This is a genomic window from Listeria sp. Marseille-Q6474 (genome assembly GCF_946902005.1).
In the GTDB taxonomy this organism is placed as follows: domain Bacteria; phylum Bacillota; class Bacilli; order Lactobacillales; family Listeriaceae; genus Listeria; species Listeria innocua.
The window spans coordinates 1,901,455-1,927,546 of record NZ_CAMPPS010000001.1 but is presented as its reverse complement, the minus strand read 5'-3'; the positions used below and the strand labels follow the sequence as shown (position 1 = coordinate 1,927,546).

The window sequence follows — 26,092 nt, the reverse complement described above, 5'->3', positions numbered from 1 at the left end:
CTCCTGCTAGGAAATCCTAACAAGAACCGCGTGTTATTTGATAAATCCCCGATAGTTCCTTTTTACAAGTTGTCCTTCGAGTTGTTTCGTAGTATCTAATGCTACCCCGATAACAATTAGTAGGCTTGTACCACCAACGGCAAGTGACTGCGGTAAACTAAACACAGTAGTACCGATAGTTGGAAGTATAGCAACCGCTGAAAGGAAAATCGCACCAACAAATGTTAATCGATAAAGTACCGATGTAAGATAAGCTTGTGTTTCCCGACCAGGACGTTTACTAGGAATATACCCACCTTGCTTTTTCAAGTTGTCCGCAACTTTCTCAGGGTTCACTTGAATGAAAGCATAGAAATAAGTGAAAGCAACAATTAGTGCAACATATAAAATCATACCAATTGGTTTTGTGTAATCAAACACGTCTTTCAATACTTTTACAATATCGTTACTTTGATCAAAGAAAGTAAGAATTGTTTGCGGTGTAATAATAAATGCACTTGCAAAGATAACTGGGATAACTCCAGCAGAGTTAAGTTTTAATGGCAAATGAGTTGCTTGCGCGCCCGATTGTTTTGCTCCTGCTACACGTTTAGAGTATTGAATTGGAATTTTACGAAGTGCTTGTTGGAAGAAGATAACAGCTACAACAATAGCTAGAATCGCAACTCCCACACCTGCTAACGTTAAAATGTGTAAGAACAGTTGATCACCAGCGTTTTCAATTTGCGAAACATATAATTGACGCACTCCATCAGGAATACGAGCAACAATACCTGCAAAGATAATGATGGAAACACCATTACCAACGCCTTTAACAGTGATTTGTTCCCCTAACCACATTAAGAACATTGTACCGGTAGTTAATACGATTGCAATAATCACATATCTACCGATGGACGGTTCGATAACCAAACCAGCAGATGACATGCGGTTAAACCCGTATGCCATACCGAATGCTTCGATTAAACCAAGTCCAATCGTCATGTATCTAGTAAGTTGATTGAGTTTTTTACGACCCATTTCCCCTTGCTTAGACCATTCAGTTAACTTGGGAACAACATCCATTTGAAGTAACTGAACAATAATGGAAGATGTAATGTAAGGCATTACACCCATGGCAAAAATTGAGAAGTTTTTTAAAGCCCCACCATTAAATGTGTTTAAGAACCCCAAAATACCGCCATCCATACTAGATTGTAAAGCAGCTGCGTTAACTCCCGGTACTGGCACGAATGTACCAATACGGAAAATAACTAGCATAGCTAATGTAAATAGTATTTTTTTACGGATGTCTGCTACTTTGAAGAAGTTCGCTAACGTTTGAAACATTAGATCACCTCAGTTTTTCCGCCGGCTGCTTCAATAGCTTCTTTTGCAGCTGCAGAGAATTTGTTCGCTTTCACAGTAAGTTTTTTCTCGATATTTCCATCAGATAAAATCTTAATCCCGGATTTTTCGTTACGAATTATTCCAGTTTCGATTAAAAGTTCTGGTGTTACTTCTGTACCATCTTCAAAGCGGTTTAAAACATCTAAGTTAACGATAGCAAATTCTTTACGGTTGATATTTGTGAATCCACGTTTTGGAATACGACGGAAAAGTGGAAGTTGTCCACCTTCAAAACCTAGGCGTACGCCACCACCGGAACGAGCTTTTTGTCCTTTATGACCGCGTCCAGAAGTTTTGCCGTTACCAGAGCCTGTTCCACGACCAACACGATTACGTTCTTTACGAGAACCTTCTGAAGGTTTAAGTTCATGTAGTTTCATGTCAAGCACCTCCTCCTATTTAACAAATTCTATCAATTACATATTATTATATTAAGCTTAAACTTCTTTGACGTCCACTAAATGACTTACTTTAGTGATCATCCCACGAATTGCAGGATTATCTTCTTTAACCACTACAGAATTTGTTTTACCAAGACCTAATGCTTGAACAGTTTTGCGTTGTGGTTGAGGGCGTCCGATTAAGCTACGTTTTAGAGTAATTTCTAACTTCGCCATAATGATAATTCCCTCCTTATCCTAACAATTCTTCTACTGTTTTGCCACGAAGTTTCGCAACATCTTCAGCGTTTTTAAGTTGTTTAATTCCGTCGATTGTAGCACGTACCATGTTAATTGGTGTATTAGATCCAAGCGATTTGGAAGATACATCAGCAACACCAGCAAGTTCTAGGACCGCACGAACGGGACCACCAGCAGTTACACCAGAACCGGCACTAGCTGGTTTAAGAAGAATTTCTCCGCCACCAAAATGTCCGACTACAGTGTGTGGAATAGTTGTGTCTACAGTTGGTACAAACACCATGTTCTTTTTAGCATCCTCAACAGCTTTGCGGATTGCATCTGGAACTTCTTGTGCTTTACCAGTACCGAAACCAACATGACCATTTTTGTCTCCAACAACAACAAGTGCTGTGAAACGGAAACGACGTCCACCTTTAACTACTTTAGCAACACGGTTGATTGTAACAACGCGTTCTTCTAAATCTAATTTGTTTCCATCAATTTGCTCAGGCATGTAATATGTCCCTCCTTCTTATTAAAATTCTAGTCCATTTTCGCGAGCTGCTTCAGCAAGAGCTTTTACGCGGCCATGATATAAGTATCCTCCACGGTCAAAAGTGACAGAAGTAATACCTTTTTCGGAAGCACGTTTAGCAACTAGTTCGCCAACTTTGCTTGCTGCATCAACTTTGGATTCAGCAGAACCGAAATCTTTATCTAAATTAGACGCACTTGCAAGTGTCACACCATTTACATCATCAATAACTTGAGCATAAATGTTTTTGTTTGAACGGAATACGTTTAAACGTGGACGACTTTCAGTTCCAGAAATCTTAGAACGAACACGAGCATGTCTTTTTTTACGTACTTTATTTTTGTCGATTTTGGTAATCACACGACTCACCTCTTCTCTCATTTGCCTAATTAAGCGGCATTATTTACCAGTTTTACCTTCTTTACGGCGTACATGTTCGCCTTCGTAACGAATACCTTTACCTTTATATGGCTCTGGTGGACGTACGGCACGAATGTTTGCAGCTAACTCGCCAACGTGTTCTTTGTTGTATCCTTTAACAATCACTTGAGTGTTTGCAGGAACTTCAATTTCTACGCCTTTAGGAGCAACAAACTCTACTGGATGAGAGTACCCTACGTTAAGAACAAGTTTGTCTCCTTGTTTTTGCGCACGGTAACCAACACCGATAAGTTCTAATTTCTTTTCATAACCCTCGGAAACTCCGACAACCATGTTATTAAGAATAGCACGAGTTGTACCATGAAGTGCACGGTGGTTTTTATTATCAGTCGGGCGAGAAACGTTAATTTCGTTGCCTTCAATATTAATAGTAATTTCTGGGTTGAACTCTTTTACAAGTTCACCTTTAGGACCTTTAACTGTTGCTGTTGATCCATTAAGTGTAACTGTTACACCTGCAGGAATCACAATAGTTTTTTTACCTATACGGGACATTTATTGCACCTCCTTATGGTTTACTTTTTCTTACCAAACGTATGCTAGTACTTCTCCGCCGACTTGTTTAGCACGGGCTTCTTTGTCGGTTAAAACGCCTTGGGAAGTAGACACGATTGCGATACCTAGACCGTTAAGTACTTTAGGCACCTCAGTTGATTTTGCATATACACGTAAACCTGGCTTACTGATACGTTTCAAACCAGTGATTACACGTTCGCCAGTCGCTCCATATTTTAAGAAAACACGGATTGTTCCAGCATTGTCATCTTCAATATATTCAACGTCACGGATAAAACCTTCACGCTTCAATATTTCAGCAATTTCTTTTTTGATTTTGGATGCAGGCAGTTCTAATTTATCATGTTTAACCATGTTTGCATTACGAATGCGAGTTAGAAAATCTGCAATTGGATCTGTCATCACCATGTATAATACCCTCCTTCCTTAAACTCTTTCTTACCAGCTTGCTTTTTTCACGCCGGGAATTTGACCTTTATAGGCAAGTTCACGGAAACAAATACGGCATAATTTAAATTTGCGAATAACGGAATGTGGACGACCACAACGTTCACAACGAGTATATGCTTGAACAGCGTATTTTGGTGTACGTTTTTGCTTCGCGATCATGGATTTCTTAGCCACGTTTTCGCCTCCCTACTAAATTAGTTTTGATTACTTTTGAAATGGCATCCCTAGTTGAGTAAGTAACTCATGAGATTCTTCATCACTTTTGGCAGTTGTAACGATTACTACGTCCATACCGCGTACTTTTGATACTTGATCGTAATCAATTTCAGGGAAAATAAGTTGCTCTCTAACACCCAACGTATAGTTACCACGACCATCGAAAGCTTTTTTCGATACGCCACGGAAATCACGAACACGTGGAAGTGAAACAGTAACTAATTTATCTAAGAAATCATACATGCGTTCACCACGCAATGTTACTTTAGCACCGATTGGCATTCCTTCACGAAGACGGAAACCAGCGATAGAATTTTTTGCTTTTGTGATAACAGGTTTTTGACCAGTGATAAGAGCTAACTCCTCCACTGCACTGTCTAACACTTTCGCATTTGCTGTAGCGTCACCAACACCAGTGTTGATTACGATTTTATCTATTTTTGGAACCTCCATTACGGAGTCATAATTGAATTTGCTCATTAAAGCAGGAACAATTTCCTTAAGATATTGATCTTTAAGGCGATTCATGTAATATTCCCTCCTTCCTACGACTATTATTTATCTATTACTTCACCGGATTTTTTTGCTACGCGTACTTTTTTATCACCTTTAACTTCGTAGCCTACACGAGTAGGTTCGCCAGTTTTAGGGTCAATTAGCATTACGTTTGAAACATGGATTGGTGCTTCAACATTCAAGATTCCGCCTTGCGGGTTGATGTTGGAAGGTTTAGTATGTTTTTTAACCATATTGATTCCTTCGATAAGTACGCGGTCCTTTTTCGGAAATGCTGCGAGCACTTTGCCGGATTTGCCTTTATCTTTACCAGTAATAACTTTTACTTTATCACCTTTTTTGACATGCATTGGTATAGCACCTCCTTGATTTCTTGGAACTTATTTTTTAAAGAACTTCTGGAGCTAAAGAAACGATCTTCATAAAGTTGTTTTCACGAAGTTCGCGAGCAACAGGTCCAAAAATACGTGTTCCACGAGGACTTTTATCGTCACGGATAATGACACATGCATTTTCATCAAACTTGATGTAAGAACCGTCTTGACGACGTGCTCCACTCTTAGTACGAACGATTACTGCTTTAACAACTTCACCTTTTTTGACAACGCCGCCTGGTGTTGCTTGTTTAACGGTACACACGACAACATCACCAATGTTAGCAGTTTTGCGTCCTGATCCACCTAGCACTTTAATAGTTAACACTTCACGTGCGCCAGAGTTATCAGCCACTTTCATACGACTTTCTTGTTGAATCATTAGGACACCCTCCTTCCAGAATAACGGGTCGGAAAAATTGCACTCGGCAACTTTTCACAATCTATTTTTAACTTTTGATTTAGATAATTACTGCTTCTTCTACAACTTCTAATAAACGGAAATGTTTAGTTGCAGACAATGGACGAGTTTCGGAAATACGAACTACATCGCCAGTTTTTGCAATGTTATTTTCATCATGCGCTTTGAATTTTTTAGAATACTTCACGCGTTTACCGTACAAACCATGTTTCTTGTACGTTTCAACAACCACGGTAATTGTTTTATCCATTTTATCGGATACAACACGACCAGTATAAACTTTACGTTGGTTACGGTCAGCCATGTATTAAAACCTCCTTACGATTCTTTTTTAAGCAAGTTCTCTTTCTCGAACGATTGTTTTCATACGGGCAATTGCTTTACGAACCTCACGAATACGTGCGGTGTTTTCTAATTGACCAGTAGCTAATTGAAAGCGCAGGTTGAAGAGCTCTTCTTTCAAAGCTTTTTCTTGATCTTGGATTTCGGTAGTGGATAAATCACGGATATCATTAGCTTTCATTTGCTTCACCACCAATTTCTTCACGTTTAACGATCTTAGTTTTGACCGGCAGTTTGTGTGCTGCTAGACGTAATGCTTCACGCGCTACATCTTCAGGAACACCTGCGATTTCAAACATAATTTTGCCACGTTTGACTGGGCTTACCCAACCTTCCGGAGCACCTTTACCTTTACCCATCCGAACCCCGATTGGTTTAGAAGTGTAAGATTTATGAGGGAAAATTTTAATCCAAACTTTACCGCCACGTTTCATGTAACGAGTCATTGCGATACGAGCTGCTTCGATTTGACGGTTTGTAATCCAAGAAGCTTCAACTGCTTGAAGACCATATTCACCAAATGCAACTTCAGTTCCGCCTTTCGCGCGTCCACGCATGTTTCCGCGGAATTCACGACGGTATTTTACACGTTTAGGAACTAACATTATTATTTTCCTCCTTCCACATTGTTTTTCTTCGTAGGAAGGACTTCACCACGGTAGATCCAGACTTTAACGCCTAGTTTACCATAAGTTGTGTCAGCTTCTTCCCATGCGTAGTCGATGTCGGCACGCAATGTATGAAGAGGTACTGTTCCTTCGCTATAGTGTTCAGCACGAGCGATATCCGCTCCGCCAAGACGACCAGATACTTGAGTTTTGATACCTTTTGCTCCAGCACGCATAGTACGTTGGATAGCTTGTTTTTGCGCACGACGGAAAGATACACGACCTTCCAATTGACGAGCGATGTTTTCAGCAACCAATTTTGCGTCTAGGTCAGCACGTTTGATTTCTACGATATTGATATGAACACGTTTTTGAGTAAGTTCGTTTAAGTTTTTGCGTAATGCTTCAACTTCAGAACCACCTTTACCGATAACCATACCAGGTTTAGCAGTATGAATAGTGATATTCACACGGTTAGCTGCACGTTCGATTTCTACGCGAGAAACAGAAGCGTCAGATAAACGTTTTGCAACATAATCACGGATGCGTAAATCTTCATGTAAGAAGTCCGCATAATCTTTTTCCGCGTACCATTTGGAGTCCCAATCACGGATGACACCGATACGCATACCTATTGGATGTACTTTTTGACCCACGAATTATCCCTCCTTCACTTCAGATACCACAACTGTAATGTGGCTAGTACGTTTGTTGATTGCACTTGCACGACCTTGTGCACGTGGACGGAAACGTTTAAGTGTTGGACCTTCGTCAACAAATGCTTCCTCTACTACAAGGTTGTTAATGTCTAAATCATAGTTATGCTCTGCGTTAGCAATAGCGGATTTTAATACTTTTTCAATAATTGGGGAAGCTGATCTTGGAGTATACTTCAAGATTGCAATTGCTTCGCCAACTTGCTTGCCTCGAATTAAATCAATGACGATTCTAGCTTTGCGAGGAGCAATACGAACCGTTTTGGCAACGGCTTTTGCGCTTGTAACTTCACTTGCCATTAGGATATCCTCCTCTCAAATTAGCGTTTAGTTTTTTTATCGTCGCCCGCATGACCGCGGTACGTACGAGTTGGTGCGAATTCGCCCAGTTTGTGTCCTACCATATCTTCTTGAACATAAACAGGAACGTGTTTACGTCCATCATATACTGCGATTGTTTGTCCAACAAAAGTTGGGAAAATCGTGGAGCGACGAGACCAAGTTTTAATTACTTGTTTCTTTTCGCTTTCTGCTGCTGCTTCCACTTTCTTCATCAAGTGGTCATCAACAAAAGGTCCTTTTTTCAAACTACGACCCATGACGGAACCTCCCTTCGCATAGTCAGGAAGCTGAGAACGCTTGTCCTCGCTATCCTGCTACCAATTTTATTCAATCTATTAATCCGATTATTTTTTCTTACGACGACGTACGATAAATTTATCGGAGTTGTTGTTTTTCTTACGTGTTTTGTATCCAAGAGTTGGTTTACCCCATGGAGACATTGGCGATTTACGACCGATTGGAGCTTTACCTTCACCACCACCGTGTGGGTGATCGTTCGGGTTCATTACAGACCCACGAACAGTTGGGCGTTTACCCATCCAACGTGAACGACCTGCTTTACCGATGTTGATAAGTTCGTGTTGTTCGTTACCAACTTGACCGATTGTAGCACGGCAAGTAGCAAGGATCATGCGAACTTCACCGGAGTTTAAGCGGATTAATACGTATTTGCCTTCTTTACCAAGTACTTGAGCACTTGTTCCAGCAGAACGTACTAATTGTCCACCTTTACCAGGTTTCATTTCGATATTGTGGATAACAGTACCCACTGGAATATCTTTTAATTCTAGTGCATTACCAACTTTAATGTCAGCTTCTGCTCCTGAATAAATTGTTTGACCTACTTCAAGGCCTTTCGCTGCGATGATGTAGCGTTTTTCTCCATCAGCATAGTTGATTAGAGCAATATTAGCAGAACGGTTTGGATCGTACTCGATCGTTGCAACGCGTCCAGGAATACCATCTTTGTTACGTTTGAAATCAATCACGCGGTATTGGCGTTTATGGCCACCGCCGTGATGACGAACAGTTAACTTACCTTGGTTATTGCGTCCGGCTTTCTTTTTAAGAGGACGTAGTAAAGATTTTTCTGGAGTACTTGTAGTAATCTCAGCGAAATCTGAACTTGTCATATGCCGGCGCCCGTTAGTGGTAGGTTTATACTTTTTGATCGCCATTGTTTCCCCTCCTCGTTAGAATTATTTAAAGTTAGTCGAATTATACTTCAAAGAATTGAATTTCTTTGCTGTCAGCTGTAACAGTAACAATCGCTTTACGACGTTTGTTAGTGTAACCTGCATAACGGCCCATACGTTTAAGTTTGCCTTTGTAATTCATTACGTTTACTTTAGCAACTTTCACGTCGAAAATTTCTTCAATTGCGTATTTTACTTGCGTTTTAGTTGCGCGAGTATCTACTTCAAATGTATATTTCTTATCGTCGAGAATGCTTGTAGATTCTTCAGTTACAACTGGGCGCTTAATGATGTCGCGTGCATCCATTATGCGAGCACCTCCTCTACTTTTTCGACAGCTGCTTTAGTGATAATTAACTTATCATGTTTAGCAACTTCTAGTACTGAGATACTTTCAGCTGGAATAACTGTAATGCCTTGTAAGTTGCGTGCAGATAATTCTACATTTTCACTTTCACCAGCAACTACGATTAGTGCCTTAGTATCTACAGAGATATTTTTAAGAAAAGCCGCAAATTCTTTTGTTTTAGGTGCATCGAAAGTCAAACCTTCAAGTACAACTAATTTTTCTTCATTTACTTTAGAAGAAAGAATCGATTTAATCGCTAAACGACGAACTTTCTTAGGTAATTTGTAAGCATATGAACGAGGTGTTGGGCCGAATACGACACCACCGCCGCGCCATTGTGGGGAACGGATTGAACCTTGACGGGCACGACCTGTACCTTTTTGACGCCATGGTTTACGTCCGCCACCACGTACTTCTGAACGATTTTTCACTTTATGAGTCCCTTGACGTAGGGATGCACGTTGGCTCAAAATTACGTCAACAACAACTTTTTCATTTGGTTCGATACCGAAAACAGTGTCGTTTAAAGTAATTTCGCCAGCGTTTGTTCCATCTTGTTTAAGTAAGCTTAATTTTGGCATTCGTTAGTCCTCCTTTCCAAATGAATTATTTTGCTTTAGTAGCAGTTTTAATTTGAACTAATGCTTTTTTAGCGCCTGGAACGTTACCTTTTACTAAAAGAACGTTCTTTTCAACGTCTACTTTAACGATTTCTAGGTTTTGGATAGTGATTTGTTCTCCACCCATACGACCTGGAAGTAGTTTATTTTTGAAAACACGGTTAGGTGCTACTGGACCCATTGAACCTGGGCGACGATGGTAACGGGAACCGTGGGCCATAGGGCCGCGTGATTGTCCGTGGCGTTTAATAACACCTTGGAATCCTTTACCTTTCGATACGCCTGTCGCGTCGATGATGTCACCTTCTGCGAATACGTCTACTTTTACTTCTGCACCAATCTCATACTCGTCTAAGTTTACATCGCGGAATTCGCGAATGAAGCGCTTAGGAGTAGTATCGGCTTTTGCTACATGACCTTGTTCGGGTTTGTTTGACAATTTTGCTCTCTTATCTTCGAAACCGATTTGTACAGCTTCATAGCCGTCAGTTTCAACAGTTTTCTTTTGAAGTACCACGTTTTGTGCTGCTTCGATTACTGTTACTGGAATAAGTTCGCCGTTTTCAGTGAAAACTTGTGTCATCCCTACTTTTCTACCTAAGATTCCTTTGGTCATGAGTCACACCTCCTGTTAATTTAATATATTCTTATTATAGTTTGATTTCGATGTCCACACCGCTTGGCAAGTCTAAACGCATCAAGCTATCAACTGTTTGTGGTGTTGGATTAACGATGTCGATTAAACGTTTGTGTGTACGCATTTCGAATTGCTCACGAGAATCTTTATATTTGTGGACCGCACGCAAGACTGTGTAGATAGACTTCTCTGTCGGAAGTGGAATCGGACCAGATACGGAAGCACCTGAGCGTTTCGCTGTTTCTACGATCTTTTCTGCTGATTGATCCAAAATACGGTGATCATACGCTTTTAAACGAATACGAATTTTTTGTTTTGCCATTACTTTCCCTCCTTTTCGCCTACTTTCAAAGTAGACATTCTCCGTGAAAATTACCTGAACATCCGCCATGGCAAAGCGGCCGGGTGTGTCAGCAACCTTTCACTTCATCACATGGGCATTCCCGGCAATACCGGGGTGCTCGTTGTCAAAAGGGCAGACCAATGCCTGTCCATTTGCACTTTATCTATTATACACGGGTTAGGGGTAGTAATCAACCGCTTTTTGAAAAAAGTTTTAAGTTATTTTCATAGAAGCTATTATATAGAAGAATCTCGGTTTATTATCTGACGAAAAACGCTTCATAGCAGTATTCTTTGGTTTTTAAATAAAATAAAAAAACATCCGATAATTCGAATGTTTTTAAGAAGTACGAAGCAATATAAGTCCGGCTGTTAGAAGCAACATGACACATAGCGCAACAAGATCGCCAAAGTGCCAGTGAAGTATCCGAAAACGAGTTCGTCCTTCCCCGCCCTGATAACCTCTAGCTTCCATTGCGTCGGCTAGCTCTTCGGCCCGGTTAAAGGAACTAACGAAAAGCGGAATAAAAATCGGAACAACCACTTTCATTTGTTCGAATAAGTTTCCTTCACCAAAATCAACTCCACGTGCGCGCTGAGCTTTCATAATTTTATCCGTTTCACCCATAAGTGTCGGAATAAAACGTAGCGCAACGGAGATCATTAAGGCGATGTCGTTAACAGGTACTTTGAGCACCGCAAAAGGACGAAGGATATACGCAATTGCATCTGTTAAGTTCATCGGGGTAGTTGTTAAAGTAATGACTGTCGACATAATAATAATTAATACAAAGCGTAAAAACACAAAAACACCATTCAAAAGACCGAAAGACGAAATTGTAAAAGGACCCCAGTCAAAATAAATTGTTCCACCACTCGCGAACAAAATTTGCATCACAACGGTGAATAAGATTAACCAAATAAGCGGTTTAACTCCCTTTATGAACACTTTCAACTTTATCCCCGTCATTTGAACAATCATTAGCGTGAATAAGACCATTAAAGCGTATGTCCACCAATTATTCGCTAGAAATAAAATTCCAATGTAATAAAACCCAGCTAGCAATTTCGTTCTCGCATCAAGTCCGTGAATTAAGGACTCCCCTGGAACAAAACGACCTAATATCAGTTTTTCTATCATTCAAAGAAGCCCCCTTCACTCACGTCAATTGTTGAATTACAACGCTAACCGCCATTAAGATTGTTAACGTCGCATTAACCAGCACAAAATTGCGTATACCAATAACAAATGTTTTTGATTTCACTTGTTCTTTATTAAATTTAACTAAATTACGATAGACCGGATAAACAGCCAGCACGGACACTAGCATGATTGGGTGCAAGAAATGAATAAATACCGAAACAACCACTGCTAAAAACGACGCATAGTACAGTGCATTAAAAAGAAGAACGCCCATTTTTCTACCTATATAATAAGGAAGTGTATAACGATGATTTCTAATATCTTCATCTAAATCGCACAAATTATTGGCTAGCATAATATTCGCTATCGTGAAAATACATGGTAAGGATACCACACCTATCCGGATGATTTCTATTAGATTGAACTGGATGGTTACCATTTCTCCTTGCCAAAGTAAATTCGCAATTCCGGCATCGTACGCATTTACATAAACAGCTAAGAAGAAAATCCCGAATCCCATCGTAACCCCTGAAAAAATCTCTCCAAGCGGCATACGCGAAAGTGGCACAGGACCAAATGTATACAAGATACCTATACAGAAGCATACAAATCCAATTAATAGCACTAGCAAATCAGTGCGGAAAACAAGCCAAACACCTAAACCAGTTGCAATGAAAAACATCAGAAAAATAGTAATAATAACTGTTCGTTCTGGAATTTGTTGTTGCCCGATAACGTTGCTTGTTGTCCTGTAGTCGTAGTCATGATTATCTGTGGCTTTACGGTAATCCATATAATTATTAATTGCGGTAGTTGTTAAATCAAAAATTAGCATAGAGCCAAAAAATATCAACGTATTAATAGGCTTAAACATATCATATTGATACACAACAAATAGCATCCCTAACATAAACGGAAATACGCTAGCTATCTTCGTCTGGATTTCAACCAACTTCAGGAATGATGATATTGACATAACCCCTTTTTAACCCCTCTCTACCTTATTATGAGCAGACCTCGGTTAGAAGTCTGCTCACTTTCTTCTATATATAATAGTCTATTTTTTCAAAGTGTCCATTTGGAAATTTTTATCTGTTAATTCAAATTGCCCTTTTAGGCCGGATGTTTCGTATACTTTTTTCTCTTTACTAATAAAGATAGCGTCTACACCTTTAAACTGCTCGATGTAATCCATTCCGCCTTTAATTCCTTTGGAGAAAGTAGCTGTTGATAAGCCATCGCCATCAATAGATTTTTTAGATACGATAGACACGCCAGCAATATCATTATCAAACGGGTACCCTGTTTTTGGGTCTAAAATGTGATGATATGTTTTTCCGTCCACTTCTAGGTAACGTTCATAAATACCCGAAGTTACAATCGACATATCAGATTCTGGAAGCTTCCCAATCACACTACCACGCGGAGAAAACGGATCTTGTATTCCAACATTCCATTTATTGCCATTAGGATTTTTCCCTTGAACATAAATATTTCCGCCCAAATCAATTATGGAAGTAGTTACTTTGTTATCTTTGAACACTTTTAATGTTTCGTCAGTGATGAACCCTTTTGCAATTGCTCCTAAATCAAGCTCCATGCCTTCTTTTTCCAAGTAGACTGTTTGCTCTTCGTCGTTCATTTTTACGTCTTTATAATTAATTAATGGTAAAACTGCATCGATTTCCGCTTGCGAAGGTTTGCGCGCATCGGAAAAACCGATATGCCATAAAGAAGTAAGAGGTCCAATGGTAATGTCAAAGCTACCACCAGAGTTTTCCGAGTATTTCAGTCCTTCTTGGATTAAATAGTAGACATCTTTAGAAACTTTTACTGGTTTTTTTCCAGCTTGTTCATTTATTTTGTCAACTTCCGATGTTTTTTCTGCATCGCTTGTAGTAATTTTAGCAGCTAAATCTTTAATGCGATCGAAACCTTTGTCTAGAACGTCTTCTTTGCCTTTGTCATAGATTTTAAGTGTGACTACTGTTCCCATTAGGAAATCAGTTTTAGAGTAAGGCTGTTCCAAAAGTGTTTTAGAATCACTTGGTTCTTTTTTTGAATCGTTATTAGAATTTCCGCATGCCGACACAACAAGTGCCAATACGATAACTGAAAGTATTATTTTCCATTTCTTCATTAGCTTTTTCACCTTTCTAATCCGTGATCTTTACTTGAATAACTATAGCGTAAAAAAAGGAATAAATCTACAGTAAAAAGGCTTAATTCCTCTGTTTTGCGATAAAAAAATCGGCTAGCCCCAGATTTAGGGCCAGCCGCTTTGTGCTTTTCATTGTGCTAATTATTCAGCTTCTACTAGGTTGTACACTTTGATAGTATCAGTGTTACCATTTTGTGCAGCATTTTGAAGTTGAGCTGCGTAGATTTTGAATTGGTTAGAAGAGTTAGTAGCACCAGAAACTGTGTCTACTGCAGCAACATCTTGTTTCTCTACTAGAGATTTATTAAGTGCTGGGATGTATTCTTTTGGACCAGTACCAGATTTAGCTTTCATGTTTTTCTCATAGTCAGCGTCGTCTGATTTAAGTTTACCGTCTTTGTCAACATAGTTGTAATCAGATTTAGTGATTTTGCCATCTTTAACGTCCATGCTGAATACTACACGGTAACCATGTGCGTAGTTTTGTTCTTCTAATTTATAAGTTCCATCTTCCATTTTAGCTAGGTTGTTGATGGAGATTGTAGTTGTATCAGCTTTTTGAGCTGCTTGAATTAATTGGTTTGCATAGTTGATGAAAGCGTCAGAGGAATGAGTTGCTCCTGAAACTACTTCTACAGATGATGCAGATTGTCCTTTAACAAGGGAATCGCTTAATTGTTTCAAGTATTCTTGAGGACCAGTTCCTACTTTGTCTTTCATTGCTTTTTCGTAGTCTGCATCTTCAGATTTAAGTTTGCCGTCTTTGTTTTTGTAATCGTAGTTAGCTTTAGTGATTTTACCATCTTTAACTTCGATTGACATGAAACCTTTCCAGCCTTTGTCGTCGAAATTCTTTTCTTCTAATTTGTAAGTACCATCAGTCATAGTACCGTCTGTTTTAGCTGTTTTCTTTGTTTCTGTTTGTTTTGTATCTGTGCTCTTCTTATCTTTGCTGCTGTCATCGTTACTACCGCAACCTACTAGTAATAAACTTGAAGCCATTACTACGGTAATACCCATTGCTACTTTTTTCAATTTCATATTTGCTCCCACCTTTTGTTTTATTAAAACCTTGTTTGTGATAACGTGAACACAAACGGATAGTCTGCGAAAGCGATATCACTTTTACAATACAAATGATACCATCAGCGTGCGCTTTTGTCTACTGTAATTCTAAAGACATAATTCATCTAATTTTCAAAATAATGACTATTGATACATAAAAATTGGGTAAAACCATCATTTTCTAGCAAAATAGCATACAAAAATGTCTAACAACCTAGATAAAACAAGGACTTTTAGCCTGCTCAAATATATAAATTTTGTATAAAGTCCTATTTTTCGGTTTTTAGATTAGAATTGTTCTTTACTATCTAGACATTAGTAGGATGTTTCTGTTAAACTATGATAGGTTATAATAATACTGTGGGGAATTTTGGACTCATTTTATTTTTGTGAATAAACTTACAAGGAGTTGAGGAAGCATATGCCTGAAAAGAATATCGTTTTAATTGGGGCAGGATATGCAGGTGTACACGCTGCTAAGAAATTAGCTAAGAAATACAAGAAAGACAAAGACGTCAATATTACATTAATCGATCGTCATTCGTACCACACAATGATGACTGAACTTCATGAGGTTGCTGGTGGTCGTGTTGAACCAACTGCAATTCAATATGATTTACGTCGCTTGTTTAATAGAACAAAAGTTAATCTTGTAACTGACAACGTGACACATGTAGATCACGATAAGAAAGTTGTAACAACAGAACACGGAAGCTATCCGTTCGATTACCTAGTACTTGGTATGGGCGGCGAACCTAATGATTTCGGGACTCCTGGTGTTGGCGAAAACGGCTTTACACTTTGGTCTTGGGAAGATTCTGTTAAATTACGCAATCATATTGAAGAAACAGTAACTAAAGCATCCCGCGAACAAGACGTTGAAAAACGTAAAGCAATGTTAACATTCGTTGTTTGTGGATCTGGATTTACTGGTATCGAAATGGTTGGGGAACTTTTAGAATGGAAAGATCGTCTAGCTAAAGATAACAAAATTGACGCATCTGAAATTAAACTAGTTGTAGTAGAAGCTGCTCCAACAATCCTAAACATGCTTGAAAGAAGAGACGCTGACAAAGCAGAACGTTACATGGTTAAAAAAGGTATTGAAATCATGAAAAACGCTGCAATTGTTGAAGTTAAACCTGAAAGCATCGTTCTTAAATCTGGCGAAGAGCTTCCAACAAGTACATTAATTTGGACTGCTGGTGTTCGTGCTAACTCTGATACAAAAGATTATGGCATGGAATCTGCTCGTGCAGGACGTTTGAAAGTAAATCAATATATGGAAGCAGAAGGTCTTAAAGACGTTTATGTTGTTGGTGACCTTGCTTACTTTGAAGATGAAGATGGCAAGCCAACTCCACAAATCGTTGAAGGTGCTGAACAAACTGCATTAACTGCAGCGAAAAGCATCATCGTTGAAATGAGTGGTACTGGCGAAAAAGAACCATTCCAAGGTAAATATCATGGTGTCATGGTATCTATCGGGGCTAAATACGGTGTTGCTCACCTTGGTGGCATGCATCTATCTGGTTGGTTCGCTATTTTAATGAAACATATGGTTAACCTTTATTACTTCTTTGGTATTCGCAGTGGTTATTACATGTGGCAATATATTATGCACGAATTCTTCCACATTAAAGATCACCGTAACATCTTCCGTGGTTGGACTTCTCGTTACGGTAACGTACTTTGGGTTCTTCCTTTACGTGTATATCTAGGTTGGTTCTGGATTGACGAAGCTCTTTCTAAAATCTACGGTGAAACTACATGGGATAAAGTAAGTATTACTAACTTAAAACCTCTATTTAATGGTATTGGTTCTGATTCTTGGTTAACAGCAACTAGTTCAAAAATGCCTTTTGAATGGTTACAAACTGCTGCAACATCTGGCGCTAGTCAAGCTGCCGGTGATGCTGCTGGTGCCGCTGCGACAAACGTAACTACACCAATTCTTAGCCATATGCCTGGTTGGTTTGAATGGATTATGAAACTTCTTATGCCAAACCTTGACGTTGCTCTAGTAATGCAAAAAGTTGTACCTTTTGTTGAACTTGCAATTGGTCTTGCTATGGTAGTTGGTCTATTCACTTGGCTTGTAAGTATCGGAAGTGCTGGATTCCTAGTAATGTTCACTCTAAGCGCTATGCTTGGTTGGGACAAATTCTGGGCGTTACCAGCTTCTATCGCACTTCTAAATGGTGCTGGACGTACATTCGGTCTTGATTATTGGGCTGTTCCTTGGTTCCAAAAACATCTTGGTCACTGGTGGTACGGTAAGCCGAGGTCCGTTTACAGAGACAAGTAAATTAGCTAGTTAAAATTTTAAATTAAAAATCGGGAGTGCATCCAAAAGCCAGTTTTGGCATAGGAGGTGCTTCCGTTTTTATTATTTGTTTATTTTTATGAACTTTTTCCTATTATATTTAGGCGTTATCCTTTAAAATAGGATTTGTACATGACATTTGGAAAGGAGGCAATGCGGTGAAAAAGTACTTTTATATGGTGAAACGCTGGGATATTATAATTATTTTATCTCTTTGCATACTTTCCTTTTTGCCGATTGCTATTTTTTCATATGTAAAAGCGAATGAACCTGCTCCAGCTAATGGAAAAAAAGAGCTTGTTGCGGTTATTTCGGTTGATAGTAAGGAATATAAAACCGTTACGCTTACTGGGCATAAAGGGACTGAAAGCTTTGATGTGAAACAGCCAGATGGACATACTAACACGATTGAGGTTTCGGGGGAAGAAATTCGAATCAGTAAAGCTAATTGCAACGATCAAGTTTGCGTTCGAACTGGGGCAATTGATAAACAAGGTGATACAGTCGTTTGTCTTCCACATAAGTTAGTGATTGAAGTAAAAGCGAGTGACGGGAGTTCAGGAGATGCAGATGATCCAATTATCTCTTCCTGACCTTATCCTCTAATAGATAGGAAAGTGTTTTTATGACAAAAAACAGACGATTAGTATATATAGCGCTACTGGCTGCACAAGCTGTTGTTATTAGTTTACTTGAGAGAGCCATTCCGTTTCCATTTGCGTTTGCTCCTGGAGCGAAACTCGGTCTTGCTAATATTATTACTTGTATTTCGCTTTATACGTTATCAGCAAAAGATACATTTATGATTATATGTATTAGATTGGTATTGTCCACTTTGCTTGGTGGGACTATTTCAACATTTATGTATAGTGCGGCGGGAGCTATCTTGAGTTTTCTTGGGATGTGGCTTGTACAACAACTTGGACCGAAACGTGTGAGCATCATTGGCGTTAGTGTTACCGGTGGGATTTTACATAACGTCGGACAACTCGTTATTGCAAGTTGGATTGCGGGGACTTGGTCGGTTATGCTCTATTTACCTGTATTATCTTTTATCGGTATTCTTTCTGGAATCGCGGTTGGGATTGCGGCAAACTACTTGCTGAAAAATGTCCAAACTTTGCGGATGTTCGCTGATGCTAAACAAAGTCAAGCAGCACAAAAATAATTTTAAAAAAAGGAGTTCAATATGCAACTTCATGCTATGTGGGATGATTATCCTGCACTTTCCAAAGATTTACAAGAAGTATTACAAACAATTGAAAGCAACATTCAAATTCGCGATAAACATGTAGAGAAAAACGTGAAAGATTTAATTCATGCTGGTGGAAAATTACTCCGCCCTGCTTTTGCGCTATTATCTGCTCAAGCTGGACCTGAGTTTGATAAAGAACGCGCGGTTTCTATCGCAGCTGCTCTTGAAGTGCTCCATATGGCGACGTTGATTCATGATGATGTCGTTGATGATTCACCATTACGTCGCGGCATCCCTACTATCCATTCAAAATATGGTCGTAATTATGCCGTTTATACAGGGGATTATTTATTCTGTATTTGTTTTAAGATTCTTTCCGCACATGCTTCTTCCGTTGAAAATATCGAATTTAACAGTAAAAATATCGAAAAAATCTTAATGGGTGAACTGGATCAAATGCGCACAAGTTATAAAATGAATGTAACAGTTCGCGAATATTTATCGCGTATTTCTGGCAAAACAGCTCAACTATTTGCTCTTAGTTGTTACTCTGGTGCAACGGGCAGTAAAGCACCACGCATGACTGTAGCGAAATGTTATAATATCGGTCATTATCTTGGCATGGCTTTCCAAATTATTGATGACGTCTTGGATTATACAAGTACTGATGAAGGTCTTGGTAAACCTGTTTTAAATGATATGAAGCAAGGTATTTATTCGCTACCGCTAATTTATGCAATGAAAGGTCACTTGGCTGAATTTGAGCCGCTTCTTTCTCAAAAACTAGATATGACTGATGATGCTTCTGAACAAGTTTTAGCACTTATTTCTAAATATAAGGGTGTCGAACAGGCATTCAAACTTGCAAGTAAATATACGAATAAAGCCCTTCGTGAAATTAAAAAACTACCAGCTGGCGCGTATCGTGATGATATGTACCGCTTGACGAAAAGCATATTAGATAGAGATATTTAATACATTTAGAACATTGCTCTTTGCTTACCGAGTTTTGTTCTAAATTTTACCTCAATTTGTGAAAATACAAACATGAAAGCGTGATTTAACGTGATTCGATTTTTTAAAATAGTGACACCTATTCTTTTATCTTTTTCCTTAGTTGCCTGTAGTTCTGCAAGTGAAGAAACGAAAAAAATTACTGCTCCGATTGAAAAAGACCGTGATTTATCAATAATTGAAACGACCGATGTTCATTATTTTGCTCCATCACTCACTGATGGCGGGCAGGCATTCCAAAAATATCTAGCCGCTGGAGATGGAAAGCAATTGGCATATAGCGATGAAATAACCAATGCTTTCTTAGCAGATGTTGAGACTAAAAAGGCTGACGTTTTAATTATTAGCGGTGATTTGACTAATAATGGCGAAAAAACTAGCCATGAAGAATTAGCTAAAAAACTAGCGCAAGTAGAAAAAACAGGCACCCAAGTATTCGTTGTTCCTGGTAATCACGATATAAACAATCCATGGGCTCGAAAATTCGAGAAAGACAAACAACTACCGACCGATACTGTATCACCAGCAGATTTCAGCAAAATTTATAATCATTTTGGTTACGAAGATGCTATTTCTGAAGATGATTTTTCGCTAAGCTATTTAGCAGCACCTTCATCCAAGGTTTGGCTCCTCATGCTTGATACAGCTATTTATAAAACCAATATGCAGCAAGGCTCCCCAACGACAGAAGGCGGTTTAACAGCTGGCACGTTAGATTGGATTAAAGAATGTAGCGCCTTAGCGAAAAAAAATGGCGTGAAACTTGTTCCAGTTATGCACCACAATTTAACCGATCATAATGATGTTATTCAAAAGGGCTACACAATCAATTACAATCAACAAGTGATCGATGCTCTGACAGCTGGCAATATGAATTTTTCTTTGAGTGGGCATATTCACACCCAAAACATTCGATCTGCCAAAAGTTCAGACGGCAAAGAAATTACTGATATTGTGACAAATGCTCTTTCCGTCTATCCACATAAATATGGGAACCTTACCTACAGCGCAAAAAACAAAACATTCACCTACCAATCTCAAAAATTAGACATAGAAGCTTGGGCAAAAGAAACTGGAACATCAGACAAAAATCTGCTTAACTTTGATGCATACGATTATGAGACTTTTTATAATAGTGGTTATGATAAAGCTATGATGGACTTAATGACGAGTGAATCTTATAAAAACTATAGTCAAACTGATAAAGAAAAAATGGCCGATACCATGGCTTTAAACAACATGGCTTTCTTTGCAGGCATCGCTCCACCTAAATCGGCTGGAATGGATTTATGGGATAGTGCTCCTAATTCATTTTTAAAAGATTATGTTTTAAGTAGTTCTGTTCCTCCAAAACAAAGTAATGATTATTATGTTAGTCCTTAAAATAATAAAAAACCTGGAAGCATACTTATTCTGCTTCCAGATTTTTTTATTAACTTGATGCCGCGGCCGCACTTGCTGCTGCGGCTGCACTCATTGCGGCTGCTTGTTCCATCGCAATTAAAATATGCACATTAACCATTAATCCTTCTAATTGTTCTTTGCTCATTTGACCCGATTGTTTTTCTGTATAAAGACTGATTGCCAGTGCTGTTACAAACTCGCGGCCAAAGCGCAGACCAGGTTGATTTTGCAAGTCATCAATTAAGTTCACCAAGCCAGAGTCAATTTTGCGCCCATCCATCACAAATGCTAAAATTCCGATACTTGAGTAATGTAATGGCTTGATTTTCACACCTTTTTGACGCAATTCTTCCACCACATTGTCTACTCTTCTAATAAATTTGCTGTCTTTTTCACCATATAAAAGTGTTCCTGTTGTAGCTAAAAACTGCAAGCTATCATTTTTTCGGAACCCTTTTGCGGCAAATTCTTGGAAATAGTATTCTGTGACTTCAGCTAATTTTTCTACATTCTCTTCTTTAAGATTAGCTAAGAAAACAGCTGTTGTTACGTCCTCACTTTTGGTTAAAAATGGGTGGTCTTTTTTGAAAAGTTGGTGAATGGTTTTGGCTTTTTTGGCTGTCAGAGTTGGATTTTCTGATTCTAGTAATAAGTAAGCGGCGAAATAGGTGTATTCTGTGCGTTTAAAGCCGGCTTCGATGAGTGTGTTGTAATTGGAAATCACTTGACGAACACTATCCCGTTTCGCATTATCACTTGCCATCAGTAAGCCGACAAGCGATGCGCGAACATTACCATTTAACGCTGTAAACATACCTAGTTGTCGTTTAAATTCTTTATTTATTTCATAGAATTTTTCTGGTTGAACGATTTCATTATTTCCCGCAAAAAGACGAGCAATCAAAAATCGAATCCGCTTATCAATAAAACTAACGCCACTTGTTTTTACTAACTCGTAGTTCTTCATTAATAATTTCGTTGCTTGTTCGCTATCAAATACATATGCTGAATCCATCGGCCGCACTCCTTCTTGTTTTTGAATTAATATTCCTCTCTGTACAAACTCAAAATAAACTCTTCAAAATTATCAGCTAGCTTAAGTATTTTATAATCACCTTCTTGATCAATATGAACGACTGCGGGCTCACCTGTTTTTCCGCAATTTCGGTAATCTAAGAAAACCATGTCATGTCCGGCTGATGGGCAATCAGCAATAGCTAAACCAACATCGGGATAACCCCACTCTTCTGTCCAAAAATTTGTGTTGTGCATACCATTCAATGTAGATTCTCCACAGTCTCCTATTCCCATAATGCCAGTAATAGCTACACAATTCTCCGACCATGAACTTGGCTCTGTCGTAGGGACAGAACCCGTTGAAACTATGCCTCCATTTTGTGTATGACGCATTAAATAGATATAGGATTTAGGTAACTTATATCCTAGTTCTGCTTCGATTGCAGCCACTCTTTGAGGCGTAGGGTACACATCTTTATAGTCATTTTCAGAGTCAAACTTCAACCAAAGCTCTGCTAAACTATGCCCTTGGAAAAATGTCCCGACCTCACTAAAATATTCATCTAACTCGGCGAAAATTTGCTTAGCTTTTTCACGTTCGAAATCGACTGCTTCTAAATCTTGCATCTCTTCTAAAATCGACATGAGCTTTTGATAGATTTCTGGAAAACGTTCACCGCTTTGGTAGAGCACATCGCTAAGTAATACCGTTGCTGTAAATATATCTCTTTTATTTTCGGCTGTCACTTTTTGATTCCAACAAGTTTCAAGTAAATGAATCGCCTCTTTTGTTTTTCCTTTATCTAAATAATATAATGCTTTTCTTGTTGTAAGCATATTATTCCTCCACTAATCTTATTAACTTTATTATACTAAAAAAACCCTAGGGAAACAAAAACCCTAGGGACGCTATTTTTATAAATTCATTCCAAGTAACGGAATTCGTTTATTGTATTTATCAACAAGTGCTTGGTTGTGCTCATCGGCATTTTCGACATTACCACTTATAAATACTGGTGGTGTGAAGTTATCGTTCACCATTTTTTCAATCGCTTCGGCAAAAATGGACTGCAAGATGACAGCGCCAGTTACCGTGGAAGTCGGCGCGAATGCTATGTCAAAGTTAGCTGATTTTAATACTGCATCCCCTTTAACAGCGCCGTTATCAATTACAATGTCACCTGTATCGGATAAGCGTTTACCAGATGTGTGGCGTGATTTTTGGCTAGCTGAATATTGTAATGAAGTAATAACGATGACAAATGCGCCTTTTTCACGGGCAATTTCAGCAACATCTATTGGAACAGGATTGCGGCCAGATGTGGATAATACAATCATCACATCACCCGAGCGAATATCTTCCTCAGCCATAAATGTTTTTGCGTAGTCATTTTTACGCTCGAGTACTGAAGAAGCCGCAGCACCTTCGTGAAGCATAAGTGGTTCGTGTAAAATCGGATGAATCGCAGCAAGTCCACCAGCTCGGTAAAATACTTCTTCTGTTAAAATATGCGAGTGACCGCAGCCAAATAAATGGATCACACCGTCGTTTTCGATGGACTCGGCTACCTTCGCTCCTGCTTCTTTTACATAATCAGCTTCATTATCAAGAATATTTTCTAATAAGCGAATCGTAATATCGATATAGTTATTAATCATTTATTTCCCCTCCAAAGCTGCAAAAATTTTCTCGATTTCTTCTGGTTTAGTGCGACCTGTAGCTTTATCAATTGTTTTTCCAAAGATATGTGGCATGAAAAACGGAATGCCGGTCGTCTTGATGGCAGTTGTTATTTCAAGGATATTCTCGGCGCCAATCCCTCCTGCTGGCTCAATGCCGTATATCCCTTTTTCCGCTGCAACTTTTGTTAAATAAACAAGTTCGTCTAAATACTTTGTTCCTTCGATGCTCATAAATTTGATTGACGGAATATTTGCGGATAGACAATAATCGACAGCTTCTTCAGCGGTAATTTCGTCGCCGGAAGATAGTTTGACAATACCGACTTTTCCGGTTGGTCGAACGAGTGCATTGGTGTATGTTTCTGGAAGCAAGTCATTTGTTAAACCCGCTGTTTCGATTGGTTGGTTAATATGACTATTCGGTACGAGGCGCGCGATATGAAGAACATCCCGCCAATTGTGCCAGTCGCCGCCACCACCAAGACCAACACTGATGACCTCAGCTGTTGTTTGTAGTTCTTTCACCACATTTGCAGCTTCTTCTGGTGTTTCATAATTTGTCGCCACGATTCCTGGTACTGCAAAACCGCGTGATGCTTCCATGACTTCCAAGCTATTTTCTTTATCTTTCGCTAAAAAATTAAATAGCGCAAAATTATTCCATTTCGGTAGATTTTCGAATTTTTTCTTGTTCAAGCTTTATCAACTCCACACATGTTTTTAACGTTTTTTCGATCAAGTATTCGCCTTTTTCTGCTGTTGCCAAAGTTGCTTCTCCTAAAACTGCTGTCTTGGTGAAGTTTTGCCACGGTGTTGGTGTGAAATCCGCATCAATTGGTAAAATTGGCGGGTCATCAATGGCACGACTCATATCCGCATTTTCCGGTGATAAGTAGAGCATGAGGGATGTTTCGATTTCACAAGCATGAATATAGGTATGATGGTTTGCTTTTCCTTCGCGCACGTCCATTGCAAGTTTTTGGATATTTGGGTAAAAAATGTGCAAGATAATCATATCCGGAAATTTGGCATATAGTTCGCGCGCTGCATCTTTTAGCGCCGCCATATTTCCAAGATGTCCGCTCACTGGGACAAACAGGCGGAATCCTTGTTTATATAGACTTTCACCGATTTCTACAACTACTTTCGTTACCGTTTCATTTGATAGCGTTAAACTTCCCGGGAAATCTTGCAAACTCCAAACTTGGCCATAGGGTAATACGGGAAGCACAAATCCATCTGTTTCCGCCGCTATTTTTGCTGAATATTCTGACGCTAAAATATTGTCTGTCCCTAGCGGCAAATGCGGTCCGTGGGCTTCAACTGCTCCTATTGGCAAAAGGACTGGTTTTGTTTTCGTGATTTTTGCGCCAATATCAAAAGAATTTTCATCTGCATATAACACAGATTTCGCCTCCTATTTTTTAAAAGTAAAACATCTTGCCGGGTTATCCACGAAGAATTTTTTAACTAATTTTTCTCCGTCAAAGCCTTTTTCGTTAGCTTCGTCAATAAAGCGTGGCACCCATTTTTTGGCAATATATTCAAGTCCTGGTCCGTGGCCGTAATGTTTATAATAAGTTTTGCGCGCTGTATCACCACTGACTAAAATTTGATCTTCAAAGCCTTCCGAGACTAGATATAGAATCGCTGCAATCCGAGCACTTTCTGGTGCGTATTTGATTTTTGCGATGCCATCAAATGACATGAATGCGCCTGTTTTAGCAACTTGTTTGTGATAATACGGGTCTAAGTTGCGGTCCATATGTCCAATAGAGAGGTATTCTAACGGGATATTTTCTTGTTTTAAAATCTCAATTTGCTCTAAAGCCATCGTTCCTGCTTCGGTGTGAGAATGTATTGGTGCTTTTGTCTCGTGATGTGCTCTTGCAACCGCGCGTATCGTCTTTTCTTCTAAAGGTGTAATCATATTGTAGCCAGTTCCAAATTTCACCTGACCGGCCTTATATGGCGTTCCTTCAAGCCCATTTTCGACTTCATTTACAACGAATTCCGTTAGTTTGTCTATAGAAGTGTTTTCAATCCATTCATAGTATGTTTCAAAATCGCCTATGATCGGCTTCAGTTCTGGTTTAATTTTTCCGTCCCATAAAAAACTTTTGTTAAAACCAGCTGTTCCAACAATTTGAATGCCTGTTTCTTTGGAAATTTGCGCCACATCTAAGACGCGTCTGCCATAATCAACCGCGGTTGCATCGACAATTGTTTTTCCGCCTAAATCCGCGAAATCTTGTACATCAAGTTGTGATTTTTCTTTATCATCCAAAAGTAAATCGTCGGCATCTCGCTCTTGCCAGTAAGCCGGCACACATACAATATGCTCATGTGAATAAGTAAATCCTAGTTGTTCAGGGGCAATATCTCCATAAAAAGTACGAATAAAACTCATTTTCTAAAACTTCCTTTCAAAAAACCTCTTCCTCTTGAAT

37 protein-coding genes are annotated in these 26,092 nt (G+C 39.0%); 5 read left to right on the top strand and 32 right to left on the bottom strand.

Annotated elements, in window-relative coordinates; translation table 11 throughout:
* Positions 1-33 precede the first annotated feature (33 nt).
* From secY to pplA, 26 genes are all read right to left on the bottom strand, one after another.
* Complete coding sequence (gene secY, locus OC533_RS09645) at positions 34-1,329, bottom strand: preprotein translocase subunit SecY (RefSeq protein WP_003772941.1); 1,296 nt, start codon at positions 1,327-1,329, stop codon at positions 34-36.
* Positions 1,329-1,769: a 50S ribosomal protein L15 gene (gene rplO, locus OC533_RS09640; RefSeq protein ID WP_003764125.1), complete on the bottom strand. Its 441-nt coding sequence runs from the start codon at positions 1,767-1,769 to the stop codon at positions 1,329-1,331. Before rplO ends, secY begins: the two co-directional genes overlap by 1 nt.
* Positions 1,770-1,826: 57 nt before the next feature.
* Positions 1,827-2,006, bottom strand: a complete 180-nt coding sequence (gene rpmD, locus OC533_RS09635) for a 50S ribosomal protein L30 (protein WP_003720933.1) — start codon at positions 2,004-2,006, stop codon at positions 1,827-1,829.
* Between the two features lie 16 nt (positions 2,007-2,022).
* Complete coding sequence (gene rpsE / locus OC533_RS09630) at positions 2,023-2,526, bottom strand: 30S ribosomal protein S5 (RefSeq protein ID WP_003772938.1); 504 nt, start codon at positions 2,524-2,526, stop codon at positions 2,023-2,025.
* Positions 2,527-2,547: 21 nt separating this feature from the next.
* On the bottom strand, positions 2,548-2,907 hold the full coding sequence (rplR, locus tag OC533_RS09625; protein WP_003764129.1) for a 50S ribosomal protein L18: 360 nt from the start codon (positions 2,905-2,907) through the stop codon (positions 2,548-2,550).
* A 39-nt stretch (positions 2,908-2,946) separates the two neighbouring features.
* Positions 2,947-3,483 (bottom strand): 50S ribosomal protein L6, encoded by a 537-nt coding sequence (gene rplF, locus OC533_RS09620; protein WP_003749693.1) that lies wholly within the window; start codon positions 3,481-3,483, stop codon positions 2,947-2,949.
* Positions 3,484-3,513: 30 nt separating this feature from the next.
* Positions 3,514-3,912, bottom strand: coding sequence for a 30S ribosomal protein S8 (gene rpsH, locus OC533_RS09615; RefSeq protein WP_003720937.1), 399 nt, complete (start codon positions 3,910-3,912; stop codon positions 3,514-3,516).
* Positions 3,913-3,942: 30 nt separating this feature from the next.
* Positions 3,943-4,128, bottom strand: coding sequence for a type Z 30S ribosomal protein S14 (locus OC533_RS09610; RefSeq protein WP_003723684.1), 186 nt, complete (start codon positions 4,126-4,128; stop codon positions 3,943-3,945).
* 30 nt (positions 4,129-4,158) lie between these two features.
* On the bottom strand, positions 4,159-4,698 hold the full coding sequence (gene rplE, locus OC533_RS09605) for a 50S ribosomal protein L5 (RefSeq protein ID WP_003720938.1): 540 nt from the start codon (positions 4,696-4,698) through the stop codon (positions 4,159-4,161).
* 26 nt (positions 4,699-4,724) lie between these two features.
* Entirely contained in the window at positions 4,725-5,036 is a 312-nt protein-coding gene (gene rplX / locus OC533_RS09600; RefSeq protein WP_003720939.1) for a 50S ribosomal protein L24, read from the bottom strand.
* Positions 5,037-5,073: 37 nt separating this feature from the next.
* Entirely contained in the window at positions 5,074-5,442 is a 369-nt protein-coding gene (rplN, locus tag OC533_RS09595; protein ID WP_003723686.1) for a 50S ribosomal protein L14, read from the bottom strand.
* 79 nt (positions 5,443-5,521) lie between these two features.
* Positions 5,522-5,785, bottom strand: coding sequence for a 30S ribosomal protein S17 (rpsQ, locus tag OC533_RS09590; protein WP_003720941.1), 264 nt, complete (start codon positions 5,783-5,785; stop codon positions 5,522-5,524).
* 27 nt (positions 5,786-5,812) lie between these two features.
* Positions 5,813-6,004: a 50S ribosomal protein L29 gene (gene rpmC, locus OC533_RS09585; RefSeq protein WP_003720942.1), complete on the bottom strand. Its 192-nt coding sequence runs from the start codon at positions 6,002-6,004 to the stop codon at positions 5,813-5,815.
* Positions 5,994-6,428, bottom strand: a complete 435-nt coding sequence (gene rplP / locus OC533_RS09580; protein ID WP_003720943.1) for a 50S ribosomal protein L16 — start codon at positions 6,426-6,428, stop codon at positions 5,994-5,996. The genes rpmC and rplP overlap by 11 nt, the downstream gene beginning before the upstream one ends.
* A gap of 2 nt (positions 6,429-6,430) precedes the next feature.
* On the bottom strand, positions 6,431-7,087 hold the full coding sequence (rpsC, locus tag OC533_RS09575) for a 30S ribosomal protein S3 (protein ID WP_003720944.1): 657 nt from the start codon (positions 7,085-7,087) through the stop codon (positions 6,431-6,433).
* A gap of 3 nt (positions 7,088-7,090) precedes the next feature.
* Positions 7,091-7,447 (bottom strand): 50S ribosomal protein L22, encoded by a 357-nt coding sequence (rplV, locus tag OC533_RS09570; RefSeq protein WP_003727697.1) that lies wholly within the window; start codon positions 7,445-7,447, stop codon positions 7,091-7,093.
* 20 nt (positions 7,448-7,467) lie between these two features.
* Positions 7,468-7,746: a 30S ribosomal protein S19 gene (rpsS, locus tag OC533_RS09565; protein ID WP_003720946.1), complete on the bottom strand. Its 279-nt coding sequence runs from the start codon at positions 7,744-7,746 to the stop codon at positions 7,468-7,470.
* A gap of 87 nt (positions 7,747-7,833) precedes the next feature.
* Positions 7,834-8,667: a 50S ribosomal protein L2 gene (gene rplB / locus OC533_RS09560; RefSeq protein ID WP_003727696.1), complete on the bottom strand. Its 834-nt coding sequence runs from the start codon at positions 8,665-8,667 to the stop codon at positions 7,834-7,836.
* A 40-nt stretch (positions 8,668-8,707) separates the two neighbouring features.
* Positions 8,708-8,992, bottom strand: a complete 285-nt coding sequence (gene rplW / locus OC533_RS09555; RefSeq protein WP_003728540.1) for a 50S ribosomal protein L23 — start codon at positions 8,990-8,992, stop codon at positions 8,708-8,710.
* Positions 8,992-9,615, bottom strand: coding sequence for a 50S ribosomal protein L4 (gene rplD, locus OC533_RS09550; RefSeq protein WP_003727695.1), 624 nt, complete (start codon positions 9,613-9,615; stop codon positions 8,992-8,994). The genes rplW and rplD overlap by 1 nt, the downstream gene beginning before the upstream one ends.
* Before the next feature lie 25 nt (positions 9,616-9,640).
* Complete coding sequence (rplC, locus tag OC533_RS09545; protein WP_003772936.1) at positions 9,641-10,270, bottom strand: 50S ribosomal protein L3; 630 nt, start codon at positions 10,268-10,270, stop codon at positions 9,641-9,643.
* A gap of 34 nt (positions 10,271-10,304) precedes the next feature.
* Positions 10,305-10,613, bottom strand: a complete 309-nt coding sequence (rpsJ, locus tag OC533_RS09540; protein WP_003720954.1) for a 30S ribosomal protein S10 — start codon at positions 10,611-10,613, stop codon at positions 10,305-10,307.
* 360 nt (positions 10,614-10,973) lie between these two features.
* Positions 10,974-11,774, bottom strand: coding sequence for an FAD export ECF transporter transmembrane subunit FmnA (gene fmnA, locus OC533_RS09535; protein WP_033533562.1), 801 nt, complete (start codon positions 11,772-11,774; stop codon positions 10,974-10,976).
* 19 nt (positions 11,775-11,793) lie between these two features.
* Complete coding sequence (menA, locus tag OC533_RS09530; protein ID WP_194323984.1) at positions 11,794-12,753, bottom strand: 1,4-dihydroxy-2-naphthoate polyprenyltransferase; 960 nt, start codon at positions 12,751-12,753, stop codon at positions 11,794-11,796.
* A gap of 81 nt (positions 12,754-12,834) precedes the next feature.
* The gene (locus tag OC533_RS09525) at positions 12,835-13,917 is read right to left on the bottom strand and encodes an FAD:protein FMN transferase (protein WP_033533563.1); all 1,083 of its coding nucleotides are present in this window, start codon (positions 13,915-13,917) and stop codon (positions 12,835-12,837) included.
* Positions 13,918-14,079: 162 nt separating this feature from the next.
* The gene (pplA, locus tag OC533_RS09520) at positions 14,080-14,979 is read right to left on the bottom strand and encodes an extracellular electron transfer flavoprotein PplA (protein ID WP_033533564.1); all 900 of its coding nucleotides are present in this window, start codon (positions 14,977-14,979) and stop codon (positions 14,080-14,082) included.
* Positions 14,980-15,424: 445 nt separating this feature from the next.
* Here pplA and OC533_RS09515 point away from each other — a divergent pair, with 445 nt between their 5' ends.
* The 5 genes from OC533_RS09515 to OC533_RS09495 all read left to right on the top strand — a co-directional run bounded on the left by OC533_RS09515 (position 15,425) and on the right by OC533_RS09495 (position 20,921).
* A complete protein-coding gene (locus OC533_RS09515) occupies positions 15,425-17,311 on the top strand; it encodes an FAD-dependent oxidoreductase (RefSeq protein ID WP_003772929.1) in 1,887 nt (628 codons plus the stop codon).
* 176 nt (positions 17,312-17,487) lie between these two features.
* Positions 17,488-17,922, top strand: coding sequence for a flavin-based extracellular electron transfer system protein EetA (gene eetA / locus OC533_RS09510; RefSeq protein ID WP_010991376.1), 435 nt, complete (start codon positions 17,488-17,490; stop codon positions 17,920-17,922).
* A 32-nt stretch (positions 17,923-17,954) separates the two neighbouring features.
* Positions 17,955-18,497: a flavinylation system FAD exporter subunit EetB gene (gene eetB / locus OC533_RS09505; protein ID WP_003723627.1), complete on the top strand. Its 543-nt coding sequence runs from the start codon at positions 17,955-17,957 to the stop codon at positions 18,495-18,497.
* Between the two features lie 21 nt (positions 18,498-18,518).
* On the top strand, positions 18,519-19,499 hold the full coding sequence (locus OC533_RS09500; RefSeq protein WP_115848527.1) for a polyprenyl synthetase family protein: 981 nt from the start codon (positions 18,519-18,521) through the stop codon (positions 19,497-19,499).
* Between the two features lie 90 nt (positions 19,500-19,589).
* Complete coding sequence (locus OC533_RS09495) at positions 19,590-20,921, top strand: metallophosphoesterase (protein ID WP_033533567.1); 1,332 nt, start codon at positions 19,590-19,592, stop codon at positions 20,919-20,921.
* Between the two features lie 49 nt (positions 20,922-20,970).
* Here the strand turns inward: OC533_RS09495 and OC533_RS09490 are convergent, their stop codons facing one another.
* The 6 genes from OC533_RS09490 to OC533_RS09465 form a co-directional block, all read right to left on the bottom strand.
* The gene (locus OC533_RS09490) at positions 20,971-21,957 is read right to left on the bottom strand and encodes a DUF4003 family protein (protein ID WP_045552810.1); all 987 of its coding nucleotides are present in this window, start codon (positions 21,955-21,957) and stop codon (positions 20,971-20,973) included.
* Between the two features lie 26 nt (positions 21,958-21,983).
* Entirely contained in the window at positions 21,984-22,796 is an 813-nt protein-coding gene (locus tag OC533_RS09485) for an SMI1/KNR4 family protein (RefSeq protein WP_194323982.1), read from the bottom strand.
* Positions 22,797-22,874: 78 nt separating this feature from the next.
* Entirely contained in the window at positions 22,875-23,618 is a 744-nt protein-coding gene (locus OC533_RS09480; protein WP_194323980.1) for an SIS domain-containing protein, read from the bottom strand.
* Positions 23,619-24,338 (bottom strand): KDGP aldolase, encoded by a 720-nt coding sequence (locus tag OC533_RS09475; protein WP_003772914.1) that lies wholly within the window; start codon positions 24,336-24,338, stop codon positions 23,619-23,621. It abuts the gene before it with no gap.
* A complete protein-coding gene (locus tag OC533_RS09470; RefSeq protein WP_185354820.1) occupies positions 24,298-25,047 on the bottom strand; it encodes a creatininase family protein in 750 nt (249 codons plus the stop codon). The genes OC533_RS09475 and OC533_RS09470 overlap by 41 nt, the downstream gene beginning before the upstream one ends.
* A gap of 12 nt (positions 25,048-25,059) precedes the next feature.
* Positions 25,060-26,052 carry a phosphotriesterase gene (locus OC533_RS09465; RefSeq protein ID WP_003772912.1) on the bottom strand — a complete coding sequence of 331 codons (993 nt, stop codon included), beginning with the start codon at positions 26,050-26,052 and terminating at the stop codon, positions 25,060-25,062.
* Positions 26,053-26,092 lie beyond the last annotated feature (40 nt).

What these genes read in the sequence shown, in the direction of transcription:
- secY (WP_003772941.1), bottom strand. Translation starts at nt 1,329, where the DNA reads ATGTTTCAAACGTTAGCGAACTTCTTCAAAGTAGCAGACATCCGTAAA.
- rplO (WP_003764125.1), bottom strand. Translation starts at nt 1,769, where the DNA reads ATGAAACTACATGAACTTAAACCTTCAGAAGGTTCTCGTAAAGAACGT.
- rpmD (WP_003720933.1), bottom strand. Translation starts at nt 2,006, where the DNA reads ATGGCGAAGTTAGAAATTACTCTAAAACGTAGCTTAATCGGACGCCCT.
- rpsE (WP_003772938.1), bottom strand. Translation starts at nt 2,526, where the DNA reads ATGCCTGAGCAAATTGATGGAAACAAATTAGATTTAGAAGAACGCGTT.
- rplF (WP_003749693.1), bottom strand. Translation starts at nt 3,483, where the DNA reads ATGTCCCGTATAGGTAAAAAAACTATTGTGATTCCTGCAGGTGTAACA.
- rpsH (WP_003720937.1), bottom strand. Translation starts at nt 3,912, where the DNA reads ATGGTGATGACAGATCCAATTGCAGATTTTCTAACTCGCATTCGTAAT.
- rplE (WP_003720938.1), bottom strand. Translation starts at nt 4,698, where the DNA reads ATGAATCGCCTTAAAGATCAATATCTTAAGGAAATTGTTCCTGCTTTA.
- rplX (WP_003720939.1), bottom strand. Translation starts at nt 5,036, where the DNA reads ATGCATGTCAAAAAAGGTGATAAAGTAAAAGTTATTACTGGTAAAGAT.
- rplN (WP_003723686.1), bottom strand. Translation starts at nt 5,442, where the DNA reads ATGATTCAACAAGAAAGTCGTATGAAAGTGGCTGATAACTCTGGCGCA.
- rpsQ (WP_003720941.1), bottom strand. Translation starts at nt 5,785, where the DNA reads ATGGCTGACCGTAACCAACGTAAAGTTTATACTGGTCGTGTTGTATCC.
- rpmC (WP_003720942.1), bottom strand. Translation starts at nt 6,004, where the DNA reads ATGAAAGCTAATGATATCCGTGATTTATCCACTACCGAAATCCAAGAT.
- rplP (WP_003720943.1), bottom strand. Translation starts at nt 6,428, where the DNA reads ATGTTAGTTCCTAAACGTGTAAAATACCGTCGTGAATTCCGCGGAAAC.
- rplV (WP_003727697.1), bottom strand. Translation starts at nt 7,447, where the DNA reads ATGGCAAGTGAAGTTACAAGCGCAAAAGCCGTTGCCAAAACGGTTCGT.
- rpsS (WP_003720946.1), bottom strand. Translation starts at nt 7,746, where the DNA reads ATGGGTCGTAGTTTGAAAAAAGGACCTTTTGTTGATGACCACTTGATG.
- rplB (WP_003727696.1), bottom strand. Translation starts at nt 8,667, where the DNA reads ATGGCGATCAAAAAGTATAAACCTACCACTAACGGGCGCCGGCATATG.
- rplW (WP_003728540.1), bottom strand. Translation starts at nt 8,992, where the DNA reads ATGGATGCACGCGACATCATTAAGCGCCCAGTTGTAACTGAAGAATCT.
- rplD (WP_003727695.1), bottom strand. Translation starts at nt 9,615, where the DNA reads ATGCCAAAATTAAGCTTACTTAAACAAGATGGAACAAACGCTGGCGAA.
- rplC (WP_003772936.1), bottom strand. Translation starts at nt 10,270, where the DNA reads ATGACCAAAGGAATCTTAGGTAGAAAAGTAGGGATGACACAAGTTTTC.
- rpsJ (WP_003720954.1), bottom strand. Translation starts at nt 10,613, where the DNA reads ATGGCAAAACAAAAAATTCGTATTCGTTTAAAAGCGTATGATCACCGT.
- fmnA (WP_033533562.1), bottom strand. Translation starts at nt 11,774, where the DNA reads ATGATAGAAAAACTGATATTAGGTCGTTTTGTTCCAGGGGAGTCCTTA.
- menA (WP_194323984.1), bottom strand. Translation starts at nt 12,753, where the DNA reads ATGTCAATATCATCATTCCTGAAGTTGGTTGAAATCCAGACGAAGATA.
- OC533_RS09525 (WP_033533563.1), bottom strand. Translation starts at nt 13,917, where the DNA reads ATGAAGAAATGGAAAATAATACTTTCAGTTATCGTATTGGCACTTGTT.
- pplA (WP_033533564.1), bottom strand. Translation starts at nt 14,979, where the DNA reads ATGAAATTGAAAAAAGTAGCAATGGGTATTACCGTAGTAATGGCTTCA.
- OC533_RS09515 (WP_003772929.1), top strand. Translation starts at nt 15,425, where the DNA reads ATGCCTGAAAAGAATATCGTTTTAATTGGGGCAGGATATGCAGGTGTA.
- eetB (WP_003723627.1), top strand. Translation starts at nt 17,955, where the DNA reads ATGACAAAAAACAGACGATTAGTATATATAGCGCTACTGGCTGCACAA.
- OC533_RS09500 (WP_115848527.1), top strand. Translation starts at nt 18,519, where the DNA reads ATGCAACTTCATGCTATGTGGGATGATTATCCTGCACTTTCCAAAGAT.
- OC533_RS09490 (WP_045552810.1), bottom strand. Translation starts at nt 21,957, where the DNA reads ATGGATTCAGCATATGTATTTGATAGCGAACAAGCAACGAAATTATTA.
- OC533_RS09485 (WP_194323982.1), bottom strand. Translation starts at nt 22,796, where the DNA reads ATGCTTACAACAAGAAAAGCATTATATTATTTAGATAAAGGAAAAACA.
- OC533_RS09480 (WP_194323980.1), bottom strand. Translation starts at nt 23,618, where the DNA reads ATGATTAATAACTATATCGATATTACGATTCGCTTATTAGAAAATATT.
- OC533_RS09465 (WP_003772912.1), bottom strand. Translation starts at nt 26,052, where the DNA reads ATGAGTTTTATTCGTACTTTTTATGGAGATATTGCCCCTGAACAACTA.